The 22,048-nt window shown below is 64.6% G+C and carries 21 protein-coding genes; 5 read left to right on the top strand and 16 right to left on the bottom strand.

What is annotated here, in order from left to right; genetic code table 11:
• Positions 1–8 precede the first annotated feature (8 nt).
• The 4 genes from ACZYZF_RS27795 to ACZYZF_RS27780 all read right to left on the bottom strand — a co-directional run bounded on the left by ACZYZF_RS27795 (position 9) and on the right by ACZYZF_RS27780 (position 4,931).
• Positions 9–866, bottom strand: a complete 858-nt coding sequence (locus ACZYZF_RS27795; protein ID WP_463747326.1) for an MlaE family ABC transporter permease — start codon at positions 864–866, stop codon at positions 9–11.
• A gap of 13 nt (positions 867–879) precedes the next feature.
• Complete coding sequence (locus ACZYZF_RS27790) at positions 880–1,677, bottom strand: MlaE family ABC transporter permease (RefSeq protein ID WP_454791140.1); 798 nt, start codon at positions 1,675–1,677, stop codon at positions 880–882.
• 570 nt (positions 1,678–2,247) lie between these two features.
• Positions 2,248–3,456, bottom strand: coding sequence for a CaiB/BaiF CoA transferase family protein (locus ACZYZF_RS27785; RefSeq protein WP_463747327.1), 1,209 nt, complete (start codon positions 3,454–3,456; stop codon positions 2,248–2,250).
• Positions 3,453–4,931: an aldehyde dehydrogenase family protein gene (locus tag ACZYZF_RS27780; protein WP_463747328.1), complete on the bottom strand. Its 1,479-nt coding sequence runs from the start codon at positions 4,929–4,931 to the stop codon at positions 3,453–3,455. Before ACZYZF_RS27780 ends, ACZYZF_RS27785 begins: the two co-directional genes overlap by 4 nt.
• 262 nt (positions 4,932–5,193) lie before the next feature.
• Here ACZYZF_RS27780 and ACZYZF_RS27775 point away from each other — a divergent pair, with 262 nt between their 5' ends.
• From ACZYZF_RS27775 to ACZYZF_RS27755, 5 genes are all read left to right on the top strand, one after another.
• Positions 5,194–5,895: an SDR family NAD(P)-dependent oxidoreductase gene (locus tag ACZYZF_RS27775; RefSeq protein WP_463747329.1), complete on the top strand. Its 702-nt coding sequence runs from the start codon at positions 5,194–5,196 to the stop codon at positions 5,893–5,895.
• A 48-nt stretch (positions 5,896–5,943) separates the two neighbouring features.
• A complete protein-coding gene (locus tag ACZYZF_RS27770) occupies positions 5,944–6,819 on the top strand; it encodes a mycofactocin-coupled SDR family oxidoreductase (RefSeq protein WP_463747330.1) in 876 nt (291 codons plus the stop codon).
• A 34-nt stretch (positions 6,820–6,853) separates the two neighbouring features.
• Positions 6,854–7,048 carry a ferredoxin gene (locus ACZYZF_RS27765; RefSeq protein ID WP_454791145.1) on the top strand — a complete coding sequence of 65 codons (195 nt, stop codon included), beginning with the start codon at positions 6,854–6,856 and terminating at the stop codon, positions 7,046–7,048.
• Between the two features lie 36 nt (positions 7,049–7,084).
• Positions 7,085–8,476, top strand: coding sequence for a cytochrome P450 (locus ACZYZF_RS27760; RefSeq protein ID WP_463747503.1), 1,392 nt, complete (start codon positions 7,085–7,087; stop codon positions 8,474–8,476).
• A gap of 126 nt (positions 8,477–8,602) precedes the next feature.
• The gene (locus ACZYZF_RS27755; RefSeq protein ID WP_463747331.1) at positions 8,603–8,938 is read left to right on the top strand and encodes a hemophore-related protein; all 336 of its coding nucleotides are present in this window, start codon (positions 8,603–8,605) and stop codon (positions 8,936–8,938) included.
• On the opposite strand, the gene ACZYZF_RS27750 is transcribed toward ACZYZF_RS27755, so the two are convergent.
• From ACZYZF_RS27750 to ACZYZF_RS27695, 12 genes are all read right to left on the bottom strand, one after another.
• Positions 8,932–10,140, bottom strand: a complete 1,209-nt coding sequence (locus tag ACZYZF_RS27750) for a cytochrome P450 (RefSeq protein WP_463747332.1) — start codon at positions 10,138–10,140, stop codon at positions 8,932–8,934. The two genes, ACZYZF_RS27755 and ACZYZF_RS27750, sit on opposite strands and share 7 nt — an antisense overlap.
• Positions 10,141–10,192: 52 nt before the next feature.
• Complete coding sequence (locus tag ACZYZF_RS27745) at positions 10,193–10,975, bottom strand: spirocyclase AveC family protein (RefSeq protein ID WP_463747333.1); 783 nt, start codon at positions 10,973–10,975, stop codon at positions 10,193–10,195.
• Positions 10,972–11,109: a hypothetical protein gene (locus ACZYZF_RS27740; protein ID WP_463837406.1), complete on the bottom strand. Its 138-nt coding sequence runs from the start codon at positions 11,107–11,109 to the stop codon at positions 10,972–10,974. Before ACZYZF_RS27740 ends, ACZYZF_RS27745 begins: the two co-directional genes overlap by 4 nt.
• A 17-nt stretch (positions 11,110–11,126) precedes the next feature.
• Entirely contained in the window at positions 11,127–12,002 is an 876-nt protein-coding gene (locus ACZYZF_RS27735) for a mycofactocin-coupled SDR family oxidoreductase (protein ID WP_463837404.1), read from the bottom strand.
• A gap of 25 nt (positions 12,003–12,027) precedes the next feature.
• Positions 12,028–13,296 carry a cytochrome P450 gene (locus ACZYZF_RS27730; RefSeq protein WP_463747334.1) on the bottom strand — a complete coding sequence of 423 codons (1,269 nt, stop codon included), beginning with the start codon at positions 13,294–13,296 and terminating at the stop codon, positions 12,028–12,030.
• A 1-nt stretch (position 13,297) separates the two neighbouring features.
• Entirely contained in the window at positions 13,298–14,518 is a 1,221-nt protein-coding gene (locus ACZYZF_RS27725; protein WP_463747335.1) for a cytochrome P450, read from the bottom strand.
• A gap of 25 nt (positions 14,519–14,543) precedes the next feature.
• Positions 14,544–16,031: an aldehyde dehydrogenase family protein gene (locus ACZYZF_RS27720; RefSeq protein WP_463747336.1), complete on the bottom strand. Its 1,488-nt coding sequence runs from the start codon at positions 16,029–16,031 to the stop codon at positions 14,544–14,546.
• Complete coding sequence (locus ACZYZF_RS27715; protein WP_463747337.1) at positions 16,024–16,929, bottom strand: SDR family oxidoreductase; 906 nt, start codon at positions 16,927–16,929, stop codon at positions 16,024–16,026. The genes ACZYZF_RS27720 and ACZYZF_RS27715 overlap by 8 nt, the downstream gene beginning before the upstream one ends.
• Positions 16,922–18,049, bottom strand: coding sequence for a spirocyclase AveC family protein (locus ACZYZF_RS27710; protein WP_463747338.1), 1,128 nt, complete (start codon positions 18,047–18,049; stop codon positions 16,922–16,924). Before ACZYZF_RS27710 ends, ACZYZF_RS27715 begins: the two co-directional genes overlap by 8 nt.
• A 1-nt stretch (position 18,050) precedes the next feature.
• A complete protein-coding gene (locus tag ACZYZF_RS27705) occupies positions 18,051–19,166 on the bottom strand; it encodes an ABC transporter substrate-binding protein (protein WP_463747339.1) in 1,116 nt (371 codons plus the stop codon).
• An 86-nt stretch (positions 19,167–19,252) separates the two neighbouring features.
• Positions 19,253–20,050: an AAA family ATPase gene (locus tag ACZYZF_RS27700; RefSeq protein ID WP_463747504.1), complete on the bottom strand. Its 798-nt coding sequence runs from the start codon at positions 20,048–20,050 to the stop codon at positions 19,253–19,255.
• 194 nt (positions 20,051–20,244) lie between these two features.
• Positions 20,245–21,942 (bottom strand): nitric oxide reductase activation protein NorD, encoded by a 1,698-nt coding sequence (locus tag ACZYZF_RS27695; protein ID WP_463747340.1) that lies wholly within the window; start codon positions 21,940–21,942, stop codon positions 20,245–20,247.
• Positions 21,943–22,048: the final 106 nt, after the last annotated feature.

The raw sequence follows: 22,048 nt of genomic DNA, 5'->3' as shown, positions 1-22,048 counted from the left end.
TCTTCTCCCTAACCCGACAGGTTGAAGTTGCCGTTGGAGCCGTAGACGGACAGTGACACCAGCAGGGTCACCGAGACCACGACGATCAGCGAGGTACGTACGGCGTTGCCTACCGCCACCCCGACTCCGGATGGCCCGCCGGAGGCGAAGTAGCCGAAGTAGGTGTGGATCAACAGGATGGTGATGGCCATCAGGATGGCCTGCAGGAACGACCAGAGGAGGTCGATCGGGTTGAGGAACGTCGTGAAGTAGTGGTCGTAAAGGCCGCCCGACTGCCCGAGCAACACCACGGTGGTGAACTGGGAGGCCAGGAACGACAGGATCACCGCGATCGCGTACAGCGGGGTGATGGCGATCATCCCGGCCACGATGCGGGTGGACACCAGGTATTCGACGGGCCGGATCGCCATCGCTTCCAGCGCGTCGATCTCCTCGTTGATGCGCATCGCCCCGAGTTGGGCCGTCACGCCCGCCCCGAAGGTCGCGGCCAGCCCGATACCGGCCACCACGGGCGCAGCGATCCGGACGTTGATGAAGGCGGCCAGGAATCCGGTCAGCGCTTCGATGCCGATGTTGCCCAGCGAGGAATAGCCCTGGATGGCGAGCACACCGCCGGTAGCCAGGGTCAAGAACCCCACGATCACCACCGTGCCGCCGATCATGGCCAATGTGCCTGCGCCCATGGAGATCTCGGCGATCAGCCGGACGAGTTCCTTGCGGTAGTGCATGGCGGCGTGCGGAGTGCCTGCCAGCGCCTTGAGGTAAAACAGCGTGTGATCGCCGATGCGGCTCAACGTCGACACCGGCTTGTTGAACTGCCGGGTCACCCGCGGATAGGTCGACCGCAGGATCGTCATGGTTCCCATTGCTTCCCCTGCCTCAGTGCGCCGTCATGCGGATACCGATGGCCGTGACGACCACGTTGATGACGAACAGCGCCATGAAGGCGTACACCACGGTCTCGTTCACCGCGTTGCCCACCGCCTTGGCGCCGCCACCGCTGATGGTCAACCCGCGGTAACAGGCCACCAGCCCGGCGATCAGTCCGAACAGCGCAGCCTTGACGCACGAGATGATCACCTCGGGCACACCGGTCAGCAGCGTGATGCCGGCCGCGAACGCACCCGGGTTCACATCTTGGATGAATACCGAGAACACGTAGCCACCCAGAATGCCGATGATCACCACCAGGCTGTTGAGCAGCAATGCCACGAGCCCCGAGGCCAGCATTCTGGGGGTCACCAGGCGCTGGATCGGGTTGATGCCCAGCACCTCCATGGCGTCGATCTCCTCGCGGATCGTGCGGGAACCCAGATCCGCGCACATCGCCGTCGCACCGGCACCGGCGACGATCAGCACCGTCACCATCGGCCCCAGCTGGGTCACCGCACCGAAGGCAGCGCCGGCGCCGGACAGATCGGCCGCACCGAGTTCGCGGAGCAGGATGTTGAGGGTGAAGCTCACCAGCACGGTGAACGGGATCGCCACCAAGAGCGTCGGCGCCATCGACACCCGGGCCACAAACCAGCACTGCTCGAGGAACTCCCGCCACTGAAACGGCCGCACGAACACGAACCGCACCGCATCCAACGCCATCGAGAACAGCGCCCCGACGGCCTGCATGGGGCCGGACAGGCTACGTACCAGAGGTACTCCGGTCGACCATTTATCTGCCATCAGAACTCCTGTCCCGGCAAGTGGCTGCCGACACCGCCGTTGGTGCGCCGATGTTAAGTGGTTCAGCGCGCCGGTGCTCGAACAGATCTAGTGCGCATGGTGCGGCCTGCGGCCCCACCGGGGTCATGCCGCAACCCCGGAATCAGCACATGCCAACCGGCTGGTTGGGTGTTTACCGATCCGGCTGTAATCCGAATTCAACTCAGCCCCAATATCTTTGACATCCATGACCGCGTGTGGGCCCGGCGACTCGACAACAGCCGGCAAATACGAGGTGCGTTCGAGCATCTGACGCACCTCCTGTTTCCCGCTGATGTTCTGCGCTCCACCGGATCCAGCGGCGAAGCCGGACAGACTTGTCCGTATGACTTCCCCCCGGGTGCCTGATGCTATCGGACCCGGGATCTGTCGCGGAGGCAAATAACGTAGAACTTGCTCGGGTAGTTGACAATTGGCGCGGCCCAGCCCGTACGGTTGCACCGCATGGCCCCTTGTGCCGTGAGCTGCGTTGGCAGCAGCCCACGACAGGCGGGTTCCGGTGGAATCGTTGAAGGGCATCACAGAGGCGGCTTAGGTGACGGCGCCGACGGTCTTGAGTTCGATGATGCGATCCCAGTCCAGTCCGAGTTCGCCCAGGATGTCGTCGGTTTGTTCGGCGAAGCCCGGCGCGGGCCCGGTGCTCGGCGCGGTGACGTCGAACTGCACCGGATTGGCCACCAATTCGAGCTCGCCCGCCTGCACGAGGTACTCGTTGGCCCGGACCTGGGCATCCTTGCCGGCCTGGAGGGTGTCCTGCACGGGAGCCCACGGACCGGCCAGCGTGGCGAATCGCTCGCTCCACTCTGGCAAAGTTCGCTTCTTCATCGCTTCGGTGAGGATCTCGACCGCGTCGGGCGTGTTCTCTGCGAACGATTCGGCCGTGGCGAACCTCGGATCGTCGATGTAGCTCTCCAGGTCCATGTGCCGGCAGACGTCGGCCCAGAACTTGGTCGGCTGCATCATCACGAAGGAGATGTAGCGATCGTCCGCGGTCGCGTACAACCCGACCAGCGGATTGATCGGCGACCCGTGTACACCGGGTGGCGGTGTCACCATCAATTCATTCAGGTGCTGGGTCAACGCCACGGTGTGGCCCATCGACCACAGGCCGCTCCCCAGTAGCGAGACGTCCACCACCGACGGCTCGCCGGTGCGCTCCCGCTTGAACAATGCCGCGGCAATACCGCCGGCCAGGTTGGTGCCCGAGATGGTGTCACCGTAGGCGGGCCCCGGTGGTGCGATCATTCCCGCCATCCCGGCGGGAGTGATCGTCGCGGCCGTGCCGGCCCGGCACCAGAAGGCGGTCATGTCGTAGCCGCCCTTGACCGACTCGTCACCGCGGGGCCCCAGCGCGCTGCCGCGGGCATAGATGATCTTCGGGTTCACCGCGCGAATGTCCTCGACGTCGATCCCGAACTTCTGCCGGTGCCCCGGCAGGAAACTGGTCAGGAAGACATCGGCCTTTTTGGCCAGTTCCAGCAGGATCTCGCGACCCTCCGGCACCGACATGTCCAGCCCGATGCTGCGCTTGCCGCGGTTCGCATGCTCGATGTTCGGATTCGGGTCGCCCTCCACGCGCAACGGCCCGGTCTGACGCAGGCCGCGTTGCGGGTCGCCGGTGACGGCGTGCTCGACCTTGATGACGTCGGCACCCCACTCCCCCAGCACTGCACCCGCCGACGGGACGAAGCCGTACATCGCGACCTCGAGGATGCGAACTCCTTGCAACGGGCCGGTCACGACAGCACCCGCGCGAACGTCTTGGCTTCCATGAACTCCTCGAGTCCGGCGGTGCCCATCTCGCGGCCGATGCCGGACTGCTTGTACCCGCCGAACGGACTGTCGGGGCTGAAGTAGTTGCCGCCGTTGATGGAGAACGTGCCGGTCCGGATCCGCCGGGCCACGCCCAGCGCACGATCCTCGCTGCCGAACACCGCGCCGGACAGCCCGTAGATCGAGTTGTTGGCGATCCGCACGGCGTCGTCGTCGTCCTCGTAGGCGATCACCGCCAGCACCGGTCCGAAGACCTCTTCCTGGGCGATCTCACTGTCCGGATCGACATCAGCCAGGAGTGTCGGGGTATAGAAGTAGCCCGGATCGACCTTCTGTCCACCGGTGACCAGCGTCGCGCCGGCCTCGACGGCCCGCTGGACCATGCCGTCGACTTTGTCCCGCTGCTTCTCGCTGATCAGCGGCCCCATGTAGGTCTTGGGATCGGTCGGATCGCCGTAGCGGACCAGGCCGAAGTTGTTCTTGATCAGTTCGACGATCTCGTCCTTGTGCTTGGCGGGCACGAGCAGCCGCGAAGTCAGCGCGCAGCCCTGACCGGCGTGGGTGACCATGCTGAAGGCCGAGAACAGTGCGGCGGTATTGAAGTCGGCATCGTCGAGCACGATCGCGGCCGACTTGCCGCCGAGCTCCAGGAACACCTTCTTCAAGGTCTCACTCGCCGCGGCCATGATGCGCCGGCCGGTGGGCGTGGAGCCGGTGAAGGTGACCATGTCGACGTCGGGACTCGTGGTGAGCACCGCGCCGACCTCTGGGTCCGCACCCGAGAGCACGTTGACGACGCCGGCCGGGATGTCGGTGTGGTTGGCAATCAGCTCGCCGAGGGCCAGCGTGATGAGCGGGGTATCCGGAGCCGACTTGAGCACCACGGTGCAGCCGGCAGCCAGGGCCGGCGCCAGCTTGGCCAGGGCCAGCTGGTTCGGATAGTTGTAGGCGATGATCGCGGCCACCACGCCGCCCGCTTCCTTCTCAACCCACCGGTGATGCTGCATGCCGCGGCTCTCGATGTTTCCGAGGTCCTCGGTCAGCGGGTAGGTCTTGAGCAGCTCCGCGTAGTAACGGACGATGTCGATCGGCCCGTCGAGCTGCGCGCCGGCGCACAGCGCAGCCGTGGCCCCGACCTCGGTGGTGGTCAGGGCGGCCAATTCGTCGCGATGTTCGACCAGTGTCTGGTGCAGCTGCTCCAGGCAGTGGATCCGCAATTCCGTGTTCGTGGACCAGTCGGTGTTGTCGAACGCGTGCCTGGCCGCAGCGACCGCGGCCTCGGCATCGGCGACGGTTGCGTCCGGCGCATGGCCGAATACCTCACCGGTAGCTGGATTGACGGAAGGAAACGTCCGCGGCGTCTCGCGCAGCTCTCCGCCGATCAACAACTTCCGGTCAGCACGCTGTTCTTGCGCGATGGTCGGCGCTTCCTGCTGCATCATCCTCCTCAGGCGTTTCCCACTGTGATGGAAACTGCATTCTCATCACCGGCGAATCATACATTCGCTCGATGAGAACTCAAGTGAAAGCTAGATCAGCTAGTCATGCCCTATTCGCTGCGAATCCACCATCCGTGCAGGCGGCACCGAGGTTGGGCCCGGATCTTGCGGTGCGGGCCAGTCCGAGAGTACGGTTCTCATAATCGGAAGGATGATTCTTGACCCCTGAGAAAGTCCGGCCTCGCCCGGCGACCGGAGATCTGCCATGAAGAATGCCGTTGTCACCGGAGGAGGTTCAGGCATCGGGGCGGCCGTCGCGGCCCGCTTGCGCGCCGACGGCCTCCATGTCGCGACACTCGACCTGCAGCAATCCGACGATGAGTTCGCCCACGTCGCCGACGTGACCGACCGCGCCGCCGTCGACTCCGCACTCAACGCCGTTCGCGCCCAACTCGGCCCGATCTCGGTCTTGGTCAACGCCGCCGGGCTGGACTGCTTCAAGCGTTTCAGCGACGTCTCGTTCGAGAAGTGGCAGCAGATCATCGACGTCAACCTCAACGGCGTATTCCACTGTGTACAGGCGGTATTGCCCGACATGCTCGAGGCCGGCTGGGGCCGGATCGTCAACATCTCGTCATCGAGCACACATTCGGGTCAGCCCTTCATGGCGCCCTATGTCGCGGCGAAGTCCGCGGTGAACGGTCTGACCAAGAGCCTCGCGCTGGAACTCGGCCCCAGCGGCATCACAGTCAACGCCGTGCCGCCGGGCTTCATCGACACCCCCATGCTGCGCAAGGCCGAAGGCAAGGGGTTCCTCGGGGACACCGACAGGCAGATCGAACAGACCCCGGTACGGCGGATGGGCAAGCCGGAAGACATCGCCGCGGCCTGCGCCTTCTTCGTCTCCGACGAGGCGAGCTACATCACCGGCCAGATCCTCGGCGTCAACGGCGGCCGTAACACCTGACGGGCGCGACGCACCCGAAACATCATCAGCAGCGAAAGGACATATGCAGTGGGAAGCAGCGCAGAAGGCCGGGTGGCCGGGAAAGTCGCATTCATCACCGGCGCGGCACGCGGCCAGGGCCGCAGCCACGCGGTCCGGCTGGCCGAAGAGGGCGCCGACATCATCGCGGTCGACATCTGTAAGAACTACGACACCGTCGGCTATGCGATGGCGACAGCCGAAGATCTCGAAGAGACCAAGAACTACGTCGAGAAGACCGGTCGGCGCATCGTCACCGCCCAGGCCGATGTCCGCAACGAGGCCGAATTGCGCGGTGCGCTGGACGCCGGGCTCGCGGAGTTCGGCAAGGTCGACATCGTCGTGGCGCAGGCCGGCATCGCCGCGATGAAGGGTCAGCCCGCGATGCAGGCGTGGACCGACGGCATCAACACAAACTTCGTCGGCACCATCAACGCCATCCAGGTCGCGCTGCCACACCTCAAAGAAGGCGCTTCGATCATCGCGACCGCATCGGCCGCCGCGCTGATGGACGCCCACAACAAGCCCAACCCGGGTGGCGATCCGGGCGGCATGGGCTACATGATCTCCAAGCGGCTGATCTCCGAGTACGTGCATGCGCTGGCCACCGAATTGGCGGTGCGCGGTATCCGCGCCAACGTCATCCACCCGACCAACTGCAACACGAACATGCTGCAGAGCGAGCCGATGTACCGCTCGTTCCGGCCGGATCTGGAGAACCCCACCCGCGCCGACGCCGAACCGGTGTTCGGTGTGCAGCAGGCGATGAAGGTCAACTTCATCGAGCCCGAGGACATCAGCAACGCGGTGCTGTGGCTGGCTTCCGACGAGTCCCGCTACGTCACCGGTATGCAGCTGCGCGTCGACGCCGGTGGCTACCTCAAGTGGTACGACTACCACGTGTGATTACTCAGCCATTGATTCGAAAGGAGTTGGCGTAGTGAAGGTTTCGGTCGATGCCAGTCGCTGCCAGGGGCATACCCTCTGCGCGATGATCGCGCCCGACTCGTTCGAACTCGACGACGTCGACGGTCATTCATCTCCGGTGTCGGACGTGGTGCCTGCCGACCAGGAAGATGCGGTCCGGGAGGCAGCGCAGTCCTGCCCCGAGCAGGCCATCCTCATCGAGGAATGAGGCCGGCCAATGACAAAGGGAGACAACGCCGTGAGTATCGGCCGTAGCGATGAGCCGCTTGCGCGAGGAGCAGCCGTCGATGTCGTTACCGACGACGACCGCAAGAAACACAAGATCCAGTTCGACCGGCACACCCCGGAGTACCGGGAGCAGTTCCAGGACATCACCGAGGAAATGCACGCCAAGTGCCCGATGGCCTGGACCGATGTCTACAACGGGCATTGGATCGCCGCGGACAGCAAGCACGTGTTCGAGCTGGCTCGCTGTCCGGTGGTGTCCAATCACCACGACATCAGCGGTGAGACTCCGTTTCAGGGCATCACCATCCCGAAAGCCAGCCGTGCCACCGTCGTTCGGGGCGGCATCCTCGAAATGGACGAGCCCGAACACAGCGCGTACCGCGGTGCGCTGAACCCGTATCTGTCTCCCGCGGCGATCAAGCGCTGGGAACCGTTCGTCGATGAGATCACCAGGGCCGCACTCGACGAACACATCGCGTCGGGCCGGATCGACTTCGTCGAGCACCTGGCCAACGTGGTGCCCGCGGTCTTCACGCTGGCCATGATGGGCATCGAGCTGAAGAAGTGGAACGTCTACAGCGAGCCCACCCATGCGTCGGTGTACACGCCCGAACACTCCCCCGACCGGGAGAAGATCAACGAGCAGCACCGCGAAATGGGCATCGACATCATCAACAACATGATGGAGATCCGGGAGACCCCGCGGCCGGGTCTGGTGAATGCTCTGCTGCAGTTGCGGATCGACGGCGAACCGGCCCCCGACATGGAGATCCTGGGCAACCTCGGCCTGGTCATCGGTGGAGGTTTCGACACCACGACGGCGCTCACCGCACACGCACTGGAGTGGCTCGGCGAGCACACCGACGAACGCGACCGGCTCAGCCGGGAACGAGACAGCCTGCTGCACCCCGCGACCGAGGAGTTCCTTCGGTTCTTCACCCCGGCACCCGGTGACGGGCGCACCTTCGCCGAGGACGTCGAGGTTGCGGGGCACCAGTTCAAGCAGTACGAGCGGCTGTGGTTGTCGTGGGCGATGGCCAACCGGGACCCGTCGGTGTTCGACAGGCCCAACGAGGTCGTCCTGGATCGCAAGGGCAACCGGCACTTCAGCTTCGGCATCGGCGTGCACCGCTGCGTGGGTTCGAACGTGGCCCGCACGGTGTTCAAGTCGATGCTCACCGCGGTCCTGGATCGGATGCCGGATTACGTGTGCGACCCGGAAGGCGCCATTCACTACGACACGATCGGCGTCATCCAGGGCATGCGGAACCTGCCCGCGACCTTCACACCAGGGAAACCGCTCGGCCCCGGCCTGGACGAGACCTTGGAGAAGCTGCAGCGCATCTGCAATGAGCAGGAGTTGGCCCGGCCGATCACCGAGCGCAAGGAAGCCGCCGTCATCGACTGACGCAACCGACAGCGGTTTCGCGAGGACGCCTTGTACGTCTGCCGCCTGTTAACCTCGAATGAGGTCGGGTCCGGCAAACGTGCAAGGCGTCGCCTTCTTGGGCGAACAACATGGGGGTTCCAACAGGTGATCAAATCTTTCAAGTACATCGCGGCCGCTCTCGGTGGGCTGGCCCTGTCCGTTCCGCTGGTGACGGGGGTGGCATCCGCCCAACCCGATTTCAGCGGCGTGGTCAACACGACGTGTAGCTACGAGCAGGTCATGGCGGCGCTCAACGCGCAGCGTCCAGACCTTGCCCAGCAGTTCAATGCTTCCCCGTTCGCCCAGGGTGCGTTGCGTAACTTCCTGGCCTCGGGGCCTGCCCAGCGTCAGCAGACGGTGGCCCAGCTGCAGGCCAGCCCGGCCGCTCAGGAGTACTTCGGGCCGATCAATGCGATCGCGGGCAGCTGCAACAACTACTGACATGTTGAGCCGGTCTTGACCGGCATCCGCGCCCATCCCCGCACGCTTGAGGTGTGGGCCATGGTCGCGCATTCGTAGTCGACCGTCCAGTCGGTCCAGCGCTTCAGGACCTCTTCGAAGGCCACCCTCGCCTCAAGCCGGGCCAGTGCCGAACCGAGGCAGAAATGCAGCCCCTGGCCGAAGCTCAGATGGCTGCCTTTGCGGTGGATGTCGTAGCGGTCCGGATCGATATACCGGGTGTCGTCCCGGTTGGCCGAGCCGTTGAGCAGCAGCATGTAGGACCCTTCGGTCACAGTGTGCCCGTACAGTTCGACATCGGCCGCTACGTAGCGCGCCTGTACCGGTGACGGCGGTTCGAAGCGCAGTGTTTCCTCCACGGCCATCGGGATCAACGCCGGATCGGCGGCGAGCTCATGACGTTGGTCGGGGTGCTCCGCGAGAAGCTGTCCCATGAAGCCGATGAGCCGGGCCGTGGTTTCACCCCCGGCCCCGGCGATCATGGCCGTGTAGGCGAGAACTTCGGTGCGGTCGAGCCGGCGCCGCGACCCGTCCGGCTCCTCCACCTCCGCGTTGATCAATTCGGTCATCAGGTCGTCGGAAGGATGGGTAGCCCGCCACTCGATGTAGTCCGCGAACTCCGCGAGGGACTCGGCGAAGATCGCCCCGCTGATGTCGCCGGCCTCATTCCCGACCGAAATGCTCTTGTCGGTGCGGTCACGGATCTTCTCCTGCCCCTCCTCGGGAATCCCGAGCAGGTACCCGATGGTACGCATCGGCATGATCGCGCCGAGGTCGGCGACGAAGTCGAATCCGCCGCTGTCCATCAGTGGATCTAGTGCACGAGAACAGAATCCACGCACCAGGTCTTCGACGGCCAGCATGCGCCGGGGCGTGAAGACCCGGGACAGCAGACGCCGGTGCAGATCATGCAGTGGCGGGTCCTCGAACAGCAGGATGCCCGGCGGCACCTCGATGCCGCTGAACAGGATGTCCGCCGTTGTACCCCGCCCCGACCGGTAGGTCTCCCAATCGGGCAGGGCCTTGGCCACGTCGTCGTAGCGACTCAGGGCGTAGAAGTTGTACTTGTCGTTGTAGTACAGCGGAGCTTCTTGACGCATTCGCCGCCAGATCGGATACGGGTCGTCGTCAATCGCGAAGTCGAAGGGGTCGTAATACAACTCCACCGCGGGGTCGACCGTCACCGTCGTTCCACCTTCCAATCATGCCGTGTTCCTGATGATTGACCGCCGGGCGTTACTTGGGCTGATTCGGTACCCCGGGGAAGAACTGCTCGGTGGGTCCTGCTGTCACCCAACCGCCGAGCTTGGTGACCAGGTGCGGTGCGAACACCGAGGCGTAGACGGCATGGCCGACCACGATCACGGCGATCACCGACAGCACACCCGATTGCAGCCGGGTCGCCGAAATCCTGTCTGCCCATATCTCGATCACGTTGCGGCCCTGGGAATCGGTGCGGCCCAACAGATACGTGAACACCATCATCTGCAGACCCATGGCGATGGCGTCGTAGATCGGGTACTGGTGCTTGGTTCCCTCCCACAGCCCCAATCCTTCGATCACATAGCCGTAGTAGAACAGGCCGAGCCGCGCGCCGATGATCGCGTTGAAGAACAGGGCCCAGAGGAATCCCACAGCGAAGCCCACCACAAGCAGGGTCTGCGGTCGGCGCCAGTTCCATTTTCCGCACACCCAACGGCCAAGTGCCGCACCGATGATGGCCGGCAGTACGAAGTACCCCATGTAGCCCACCGGAACTGCCGAGGGCAGTCCGCCGCCCCAGGTCATGTTGAGCGGCCACCAGGACGGCATCCGCGGTAGTTCGGGCGGGAACTGCGCATACACCGCCCAGTCGTACGGTGCCTCGATCCAGGAGAACGAGAGCGCCGAGATGCACAACAGCAGCAACGGATGCAGACGCCCACGCCGCACACTCAAATAGACACCGACGGCCAGGAAACCCAGCCCGCTGATGTATGCGAACGCCACTCCGGCGTTGATCAAGACCTGCACGCTCACTGACCCGCCTCCGGCCCCGGTGAGGGTTGCGGCTCAGGCGGTGTGCGACGCGCCTCCGGGTCGAAATACACCACCAGGCCGACGATCAGGACGATCAGGCCAAACAGGGTGCCCAACATGATGATTGCGCCCATTGCCCCTCCTCGGAGAACTACTGGGGCCCGTTGGGCCACTTGAGCAGGGAACCGGCATCGACGCGGATGTGCTGCCCGGTGATGTAGCGGCTCTCCTCGCTTGCCAGGAATACCCCGAGATTGGCCATGTCCTCCGGTTCGATGTACGGGATCGGCATCGCCTGGAACAGGTTGAACAGGGGTTCGGCGTCCTCGCGGGTGGCCGTCTTGCCCGCGGCCTTGAGGTCGGGGCGGAACACCCCGTACATGCCCTCGTTCTGCAGCAGATGGGTGTTGCAGTTGGTCGGGTGGATGGCGTTGACCCGGATCATCCTCGGTGCCAGGTGAAGACACATCTCGTCGACGTACTCCATGACGATGCGCTTGCTCCAGCCGTACCCCGCTCCGCCCGGACCCATATCCGGGCTGGTCGTGGTACCGCGGATCATGCCCGCGGTGGAACCGGTCACGATGATCGACGCGCCGTCGGGCAGATGCGGTATCGCCACGGCGACGGTGTTCATCACGCCCAGCAGATCGACGTCGGAGGCGTCGACGAACCCCATCGGATCAGGATTACCCATCGCCATCGGCAGAATGCCCGCGTTGGCGACGACGATGTCGATCTTGCCGAGATCGGCGATCCCGGCCTCGACCGCGTCGCGCAACTCATGACGCTCCCGGACATCGGCCACCCGTGCGACGACGCGGCGGCCGAGTTCCTTGATCTTGCGTTCGGTCTCGGCGAGGTCCTCGGGTGTGGCCAGCGGATAGGGATTGGACGGGATGTCTCGGCAGATGTCCGCCGCGATGATGTCGGCACCTTCCTTGGCCATCGCCACCGCATGCGCGCGGCCCTGCCCACGTGCCGCTCCGGTGATGAAAGCGACCTTGCCGTCGAGCTTTCCGGTCATGTTGTGCTCCTCTTGATGTGCGTGCTCAGCCGAGCGGCGTAAACGTGATATGCAGTGCGGCGAGACCACGCATGATGAACGTTGGCTCGTACGCGTAGTCGCGGTTGTCCGCTGGGCCGTGGTGTTCCTCGGAAATCGCGATGTCGCTCATCCGATCGAGAATCCTGTTCAGCGAAATGCGGCCTTCGGCTCGGGCCAGTGGGGCTCCCGGGCAGGAGTGGACACCGCGAATAAAGGCGATCTGCTCCCGCACATTGGCACGGTCGGCCTGGAATGAGTTGGGGTCGGGGAACTTCCGCTCGTCACGGTTGCACGCACCGGGAAGTACCATGACGGTCGTCCCGGCCGGCACCTCGACATCACCGATGCTGGTCGCCTTGCTGGCCATCCGGAAGTGCGATTTGACCGGGCTCTCCAGCCGCAGAGTCTCTTCCAGGAAGGCCGGAATCTTGCTGCGGTCCTCGCGCAGCAACTTTTCGAACCCCAGATTGTCGCCGATGAACCGCACCGCCGAACTCACCAACTTCGTCGTGGTCTCGGTACCGGCCGCGAACAGGAACGTCGACAGGTTCATGACGTCCTCGATCTCGGGTGTCGAACCGTCCTCGTACTTGGCCTGCGCCAGTCCGGTCAGCACATCTTCACGCGGCGCCCGCCTGCGGTCCTCGATATAGGCGTAGAACTTGTCGTTGAGCCACTGCAGCGGGTTGTGCGTTGTCGGTGCCTCCTTGCCGAGCTCCCCCACAGTTTCGAGTGCGAACGCCGCCTTGAATTCCTCGTGATCCTCGGCGGGGACACCCAGCAGGTCGGCGATGACCAGCAGCGAGAACGGTTTTGCGTAGTCGGCGAGAAATTCGCAGCCGCCCTTGTCGATGAACGTGTCGAGTTGCTGGTCGGCCAGCCGCCACATGAAGTCTTCGTTTTCCTTGAGGCGCTTGGGGGTGATCAGCTTGTTCATCAGGCCGCGGGTGCGGCTGTGGACCGGCGGATCCTGCGAGGTGATGTGCTCGGCCATCGGAACCTGCCCGCGGTGCTGCTCGATCAGCTCCGAGACGTCGTCGCTGTCCCCCGGCCCGAACGGCAGGCCGGAGAACGGCCCGGCCACCGACACACACGAGGAGAACGCCGGGTCCTTGTACACCGCAAGCGCCTCGTCGTACCCGGTTACGGCGAGGACGTTGAACGGGGTCGCAGGCGCCACAGGGCATTTGGACCGCAGGTGGTCGAAATAGGGGTAAGGGTCAGGCACCAGTGCCGGGTCGGTGAAGAAATCCACAACGTCGAAATCGGTCACATCAGGCTCCTGACGGGTCGAACAGAACTGGCAACGAGGTCGGTGATCGGAAGACCTGTCCGCGGATGTGGGGATCGTCGCCGTCGGGGTCCAGACGCAGGTTGGGCAGCCGATCCAGCAGAAGGTCGACAGCGGTACGCATTTCGAGTCGCGCCAGGTGCATGCCCAGGCACACGTGCACCCCGTGGCCCCAACCAAGGTTTCCCTTGGCTGTCCGGAAGATGTCGAACTCGTCTGGGTCGGCCCACCGATTTTCCTGCCGATTCGCCGAACCGAGCATCGGCATCACCGAACAGCCTGCCGGAATGTGTACCCCGCCGAGTTCGGTATCGCAGGTGGTGGTGCGCGTGATGGTCAGCAGTGGCGGGTTCCAGCGCACCGCTTCCTCGATGGACTGTGGCAACAGCGACCGGTCGGCCCGGACCGCGTCCAGCTGCGTTGTGTCGGAGAGCAATCCGAAGAGCAGATTGCCCAGCGACCGATACGTGGTCTCCACACCTGCGGGCAACAGCAGTCGCAGGAACGAGAAGATCTCCTCGTCGGTGAGCTTCTCACCGTCGATCTCAGCCTCCGCCAGAAGACTGATCATGTCTTCCTTCGGTTGGGCTCGGCGGGCCTGGAGGATGGGTGCGAAGTACTCGCACAGTGCAGCCGACGCCGCCAGGCCGCGCTCCGGGTTCATGATCCAGCTCAGCAGCGAGATGGACCAGCGCTGGAATTGCGGATAGTCCGCCTCGGGCAGCCCCAACAACCCGGCGATGACACGGCTCGGATAGTCGAAGGTGAAGTCCTTGACCAGGTCGACCTTGCCTTTGGAGGCGAACTTGTCGATGAGCTCGTTGGCGATTCGCCCGACCAGTTCGTCTTCCCACCGCGCCAGGGCTTTTTGCGAGAACGCCTTGGACACGAGCGAACGCAGCCGACCGTGCACCGGTTCGTCCATACCCAGCATCACGCGCTCACCGAGCACCGGGCCGAACGCCGCGATGACACCCGACGACGAGAACGTCAAGTTGTCGCGCAGCATCTGCTGGGCGTCCTCGTAGCGGTACACGATGAAGACAGGCATGCCCTGCTCCCCCGGCATCGCCGACATGTCGATCCGCTGGATCGGCTCCTCGTGCCGAAGCCTGGCGAGCTCCGGGTAGGGGTCGCGAACATCGCCCGACACGGCATCGTCGAAGGAGCCGAAGTCCTCGAGGTCTTCAAATAACTGGGGCATAGCTTCCTCCTTCTCTCGTTCTCCTCTACCGTGCCGGGTATGCGACGGACTTGATCTCGGTGTACTGCTCGAATCCGGCGATGCCGTTCTGGCGTCCGACGCCGCTGTTCTTATAGCCGCCGAACGGTGTGTCGGCGCCGTAGCCCGCGGTACCGTTGAGCCCGATGAACCCGGCGCGAAGCCGGCGAGCGACGGCGAGCGACCGCTCCAGCGAGCTCGACATGACGTTGCCCGCGAGTCCGTAGGGGCTGTCGTTGGCGATCCGGATGGCATCCTCTTCATCCTCGTAGGGAATGACGACGAGAACCGGTCCGAAGATCTCCTCCTGGGCGATCGTCATCGCGTTGTCCACATCGATGAAAAGTGTTGGGTTGACCCAGAATCCCTTGGCATACAGATCCAGTGCCGTCGGCGCCTGCGTACTGCCGACCAGCATCGTGGCGCCCTCGTCGACGCCTTGTCTGATGTAGTCGAGGATGCGCACCTGCTGCCTGGCCGAGATGACCGGGCCACACAGGGTTCCGGGGTCCTGCGGGTCACCGGGCACGATGTTCTCGTAGATGGCCTTCAGAATCGCGACTCCCTCGTCGTAGCGGGAACGCGGCAACAACATTCGGGTGGGAGCGGCGCAGCCCTGCCCCGCGTGCAACAGCGGACCGATACCGATCAGGCAGGCGGTGTTGAACGCTGTGTCATCCAAATCCTCCAAGACGATCGTCGCTGACTTACCGCCGAGCTCGAGGAAGAGCCGCTTCATCGTCGCAGCACCTTTCTCCATGATCCGCTTGCCCACCGTCGTGGAGCCGGTGAACGAGATCATGTCGACCTTGGGCGACAGGGTCAGCTCTTCGCCGACGAGGTGGTCCGATGCCGTCACGACATTCACGACGCCCGCGGGGATGTCGGTGTTCTCGGCGATGAGCCGGCCGAGCCGCGTGGCGTTGAACGGCGTGTCCGGCGCCGGCTTGAGCACCACTGTGTTGCCGGTCGCCAGCGCCTGCCCCAGCTTGTTGATGGCGACCTCGAACGGAAAGTTCCACGGCACGATGGCGCCAACCACCCCGACCGGCTCACGCCACACCTTGCGCGTCGTGTTCACCCCGGTGACGGAGACGAGGGTATCCCCGAGATCCGTTTCCCACGGGAACGTTTCGATGAGCCGGGCGGGGAACTTGAGGCCATCGGCCAGCGGAGCGTCGAGTTGCGGCCCGTGCGTCACCGCACGCGGAGCACCCACTTCGGAGATGAGTTCCTCACGCAACTCGTCCAGCTCAGCTTCGATTGCCTCGTGTAATTGTTCGAGGCACCGCTTGCGGAATTGGTGGTTGGTCGACCAATCGGTCTGGTCGAACGAACGGCGGGCCGCCGCGATGGCCCGGTTCATGTCGGTCTTGGAGGCGTCCGAAACCTCTCCGAGCACCTCCTCAGTCGCCGGGTTGATGTTGGCGAATGTCCCAGTCTGACCGTCGACCAGTTTGCCGTCGATCAGCATCCTCGATTCGAAGTCAGCCATGGCCTGCACCTTTTCGTCGCAGTGCGCCGAACCGCGGGATTCCCATCATCAGCCGCGTCATCTGATGCAGCCCAGCAGCAGGTAGTAAGCGGTTGGCAATCAACAACATTCGTGCGTCACGTCCAACCGCCGTCCTGACGAACGGCTTCGAGCCGTCGAGCGCCTTCGTCAAGCCCGCGGCGAATATCTCCGGCGACTTGGCCGCGTGCTTCATCATGGCCCGCCCACGCTTGTCCATCGTGCGGTGGTGGGCAGCGTACGGCCCGTCCAGATTGCGGTCGTCGGTAGTTCCCGCGTCGGTGATGATCTCGGTGTCGTAGGTCCCGGCGACCAGGATCGTCACACCGATTCCAAATGGGGCCACCTCACCGGCCATCGATTCACCCCACCGCTCCAGCGCGCCCTTGACCGCCGAATACGGCGCCGTGGCAGGCATTCCGCGCACACCCGCTGCGCTGGATATCAGCACGATGCGGCCGCGGCCGGCCTTTCGCATGGACGGCAGAAGAGCCTTGGTGAGCGCCACCGGGCCGAAGATGTTCGTGGCGAACATGCGCTCCCAAAGGTCAGGCGAGCTCTCCTCGACCATTCCCGCCGCCGAGATACCGGCATTGTGCACCAACGCATGCGGCGCGCCGACGGCCTCTTCGATCGTCTTGGCTGCCGCGGCGATCGACGCAGTGTCGGTGAGGTCGAGCTGGACGCCGAGCAGCCGGTCGTCATCCTCGCGGGCTCCTGTCGCCTCGCGCAGTAACGGCATTCCCCGCTCGGGCGTGCGCATCGCAGCGACCACGCGCCACCCCTCGCGATAAAGGCGCGCGGTCGATGCGAAGCCCAGCCCGCGGGACGCCCCGGTGATGACGACGCTGCGCGGTTCGGTGCTGCGGGGCTCAGCCATGGTTCTCCGTTGCGCACCTGTCGCTCTTCGAACCCAGTTCGACGTCGGGGTTGCGAGACGGCCCCTGCTGCCAGGTGGACCACTTGCCGACCGAGTACGGCCCCTCGGCTCCGTTCGCCCGGTAATAGCCCTGCGGGTCATAGATCTTCGCCTCTGGGTACGGCCACGGGCAGGCGACCGAGGTGGCCAACCCACTGGCCTTGATCGCCCAGAACCAACCGCCGTAAGCGAAGTACGACACGTTGATGATCGCGAACATCACCAGGAAGGTGCCGAGGACCGGCTTGGTCGGGAACAGCCTCGCCTTCGCGGCGAGCTTCTCCGCCACCGACTTTCCGGTGTCGTCGCGATACACCAGTATCGCCGCCGGGATCATCACGAAGGTCACCGAGAGCGACTCCCAGATCAACGGGAACTGGAAAGTGCTGCCACCGAACATCGTGCCGAACGGGATCGCCTGCGAGTAGATGTACAGCCCGGTACGCACCAAGCTGACCTCCAGCACGGCGTCGAAGACGAAGCCGATCACCAACACCAGTGCGCCCAAGCTGATCAGCGGGTGCCGTGCGACGAACGCCTTTGGTCCGTGCCTGGCCTGCAACTTGCGCAGGATCCAGACCGCCGGAAAGTACGGGCCGAAATAGAACAAGACGTAGCCGAACACGATGAAGGGTTCCACTGTCGGCGACATCATGATCAGCAACCAGGATTCCGGCCAGTGCAACAGCATCGGGTTGTAGACCGCATACGGCGACCAGTTCATGATCGGGTCCTGCCACACGATCAGCGTCGTGCACAAGACCATCAGCAATACCGGGCTTCCTGGGTTCTTCCGCCAGCCGAGGATGAAGGCGACCGTGAACACCACAACTATGGTCACGGCCCCCACCTGCGGGATGACCTGCCAGTGATCGAACGAGGTCAGGAAGCCGACCGGACGTGGCCTGCCTTCGACATTCGGGTTGGCCACCCGTGGGTCGACTGCGGTCCGCCCGACTGCGGCGAACAATCCCAGGAAGCCCAGCCAGGCGATCAAAGAGATCACTCGGCCCCAGTTCGGGCCGTTGCGCGGTGGTCGCTCGACCCGCGAGTCTGACGGTGGGGATTCCTGTGTCGTCATGTCAGTCCTCCCCGAACCGGTCGACCAGGTGCGAATTGACACCGTCCGCATCGAGGGTCCGCGCGACCAGGTATCCCGAGCCCATCCACGCGCGCCGCGTCCACTTCCCCAGGGACACCCGGGTTCCGGGCGCACCGGAGGCGGCGGGCATCATCTTCACGCGCTCAAGCGCCTCCTTGACCCCGCGCGGGCTCAACGGATGGGCGTCGGTGAAGGCGCGCACCAGCGTGGCCGCGACGTCGTGATTGACCACCGACACGCAGTACTCGGGCCGACTGCCGTTGTACCGCTTGGCATACCGGTCGAGCCAGGCCTGTCCGACCGGGTTGCCCTCGTCGTACTGATCGACCCCAACCCAGCCCAGGAACGCCTGCCACATGATCGGGTTGACCCACGCATTCTGAAATGCGGTGGTGGTGAAGCGCGGCGGATCCCAGTCGACAGCCTCCAGTGCCGGGTTGATGAACACGATTCCGAAACCGAAACCGAGATGAACGATGGCCTCGGCCTTCGCTTGGTGCAGCGTGCTCACCGCGGTATTGATGTCCTGCGCCGTCTGCGCGATCGCGGCTTCGGCGACAATACGAATACCCTTGCGGGCGCATGCACTTCGCAGGTTCTTCAGATAGCTGTCACCGATCAGGTTCTGCTCGACCAGGACGCCGATCTCGGTCAGGCCCCGCTTCGCCACCAGATCGGCCAGAAAGATGGGTTCGTCGGTCATCGACCCTTGAGGGAAGGCGAATGTCCAGTCGCCGAGCCAGTCGTCGGTCCCGGTGACGCTGATCGCCGGTACCTTGAAGCGCTCTTCGATCGCTTCCCGCACCGGCACGCAGTTGTCGGTGATGTTCGGTCCGAACACCACCAGGCAGCCTTCGTCGACGAGTTCGCCATAGGCATCGATGACCGCCTTGACCGAACCCTTCGGCAGCCCCTCCACCTCGCGGTAGATCATCTGCACCGGCCGATCCATCAGTCCCTGTTCCACCGCCTCGGCGAACACGAGATCGAAGGTCCGGGTGAATGAAGCCTGCAGCTCCTCGGGGAATCCGGGCGGCAATTTGAAGTCCATCAGGTAGCCGACCTTGATGGGTTCCGCAGTGCTCTCGTACGACATCTGACCTCCCCGGCAGGCAGCTCCCCGACCGGGAACCGGAGCTAACCTAATATTTGTTCTGACACTAACGGCGACGTTGGACAGCGTCAATCGCCGGATCCGGCAGGCTCGCCGAAGTAGACATCGATCATCTCGGCCAGGCCGCGGCTCACCGTGACATCGTCGGTGAGCGGGCCGGCGATCGCGGCTCGAGCCGCTTCACGCAACGTCAGGCCCTCGGCGGTCAGCCGGCCCGCCGCGATCAGCACCCGGGTCGAGGCGACCTCGCGCAGTCCCCCGGTTTCCAGGCGACGTATCGCCTGGCCGAAGCGGACCAACTCGGCGGACGTCGCGGGATCGACGCCGGCTTCATGCGCGACGATCTTCTCTTCGATATCGGCGGCGGGAAAGCCGAACTCGATGGCCACCATCCGCTGACGAGTGGAGTCCTTGAGATCCTTCAGAACGCTTTGATAGCCGGGGTTGTACGACACCACCAGCCCGAACCCAGGAGCGGCGTCGAGCGTCACGCCGAGGCGCTCGATGGGCAGTTGGCGCCGGTAGTCGGCGAGCGGGTGCAACACCACGGTCGTGTCCTGGCGGGCTTCGACCACCTCGTCCAGGTAGCAGATCGCACCTTCGCGCACAGCGCGGGTCAGCGGACCGTCAACCCAGACCGTCTCGTCACCCCGCAGCAGATAGCGGCCGACGAGGTCTGCGGTGGTCAGGTCGTCGTGGCATGCCACGGTGATCAGGGGGCGTCCGAGTTCATGGGCCATCGCCTCGACGAAGCGGGTTTTGCCGCAGCCGGTCGGACCCTTCAGGACCACCGAGAGGCCCTGGCGGTAAGCCGCCTTGAAAACCGCCTCCTCGTTTCCGACCGGCGTGTAGTAGGGACGGTTCATGGCCTCAGCCTGTGCATCGGACTGCGTGCCGTTCTGGTAGGCGAGCCCGAGTGCAGACCCTGTTGCAGATCCTGTCTCACTGGCCATCGCTTCCTCTCCTCACCCGCTCCGTTGCGGCTTCATCGCAGCCTAGCCGGAACAGATGTTTGTTTCAATCGTCAATTGCTTTCTTAGACAAAGCATCAGGGCTACAGTCAGGCCACGCTCCGTCGGACCTCGGCTGCGCGCAGGGCCGAACGGAACAACGGGCCGATCACGCCCGCCAGTTGGTCGGGGCGGGCGATCGTCGCATGCGCCGCACTGCCGAAAATTCTGCGCAACGAGGCGACGTCGGTGCTCGCGCCCACGGTCAGGCACACACAGCCGGTTCCCCGGCGCCGCGCCTCGGTCAGCGCGCGACGCGCGTCCGCAGCGCCGTAGGCGCGCTCGTACCCGTGGTCGTACGCCAGCCCATCGGACACCACGACGAGGAGTCGCCGCGAGGTGCCGCCGCGGGCCTCCAGCACCGCCGAGCCGTGGCGGATGGCAGCTCCCAGCCGTGAGTAAGCGCCGGGCTCGAGGCTGTTGAGCTTCTGGATCACCCTGGCGTCGAGATGGTCGTCGAACCGCTTGACCGGCACCATCGTCACGTCTTTGCGCCCTTGGGAGAAGTAGGCGAACAGCGCGACCCGATCACCAAGGTCGTGCAGCGCGACCGTCATGTTGGCCACCGCCTCTCGCTGCTGCTGATGCACGGAGCGCCCAGCCGTTCCCGGCTCGGCGGTAGAACCCGAAACATCGAGCAAAACGAGCACCGACAAGTCTCGGCGGCGGCGCAGGCTGTCGAGATAGACGGCCTCGTCCGGCACCGACCGGGCCCTCGCCTCCACCCGCGCCTCGATCGCGGCATCGATGTCGATGTCGTCGCCTTGAGACTGACGATGGCGGCGATGCAAACCCATCCCGAGCCGTGCGAGCGGCCGCCGCACGCCGATGGCCGTGTCGATGGCCTGTGCGGCGGATACCTTCAACCGCGGCTCGACCTCACGCACCGTGCACCAGTCCGGCCGGTAGCCCTTGCGGTCGACGTCCCACTCCGGATACCTGAGGCCGACCGATTCGATGTCGGCTCCATACTTTCCGTCCTCGGCCTCAGCAGAGGCCAACGACGACACCGCATTCGCTCCGCGCTTGCCCGAGTCGACGCGATGCGTCGGCGAATCGGCGCCAGGCGGTCCGCCACCGCTGCCGGTCTTCCGCACCGAGGACAACATCTTCTTCAGCCATTTGCCGATCGCTCCACCGCCGCCGACCGGGCTGGTGAACAGGTCCGGATCGCCGGTGTCGTCCACCTCACCGTCATCGAGTTCCTCGAGTGCCTGCTTGCTGTCGTGCCGTCGCGGGACGTGGCCTGGCGTCTCGTGGTCTACCTGCTGGACCGCACGGCTGCCGGCCGCCAGCACCTTCTTCGGGCGAATGACACCGAAAACACCAGGCGGATCGTCGACCACATCTTTTCCCAACGCGATAGACAATGACTTGGCCGCCGAATCGCTCCGGCCGCCGATGCCGCGGTCTGCCAATGCGCCGAGGACACCCGGCAGCAGCATGTCGTTGGCGAGAAGCGCGCGGTGCCCTTCGACGGCCAGATAGCGTTTAGCCACCCGCGGGTGGCGAACCATCGCTCCGACGACGTCCGCGGTCAGGCTCCCCGCGGCAATCAACGACGCCTGGACTGCCACTGATTCGAGTTGCTTGCGTACGGGCACCGAGGGATCCACGAACACGGTTTCACCGTCGGTCCACGACGGCTCCCCTGACTCGACGGGGGCCACTGCGACCGGGCGGCCGGCGAGCGCGGACGTCAGCAGGCCCAGTCCGAAGAATCGGTCCTCCTCGCCGCCGTCGGACACTCGACCACCTCCGCAACTCGCCGGGTTCCCACCGATTGACCAAATATCTGTTCCACCGTAGAGTTCGGCCCCACTGGCGTCAACAGAAAGTCCGTTGGGACGCGAA

The organism is Mycobacterium sp. IDUB_24 (assembly GCF_055419385.1).
This window is presented reverse-complemented; position numbering and strand designations above follow the sequence as displayed.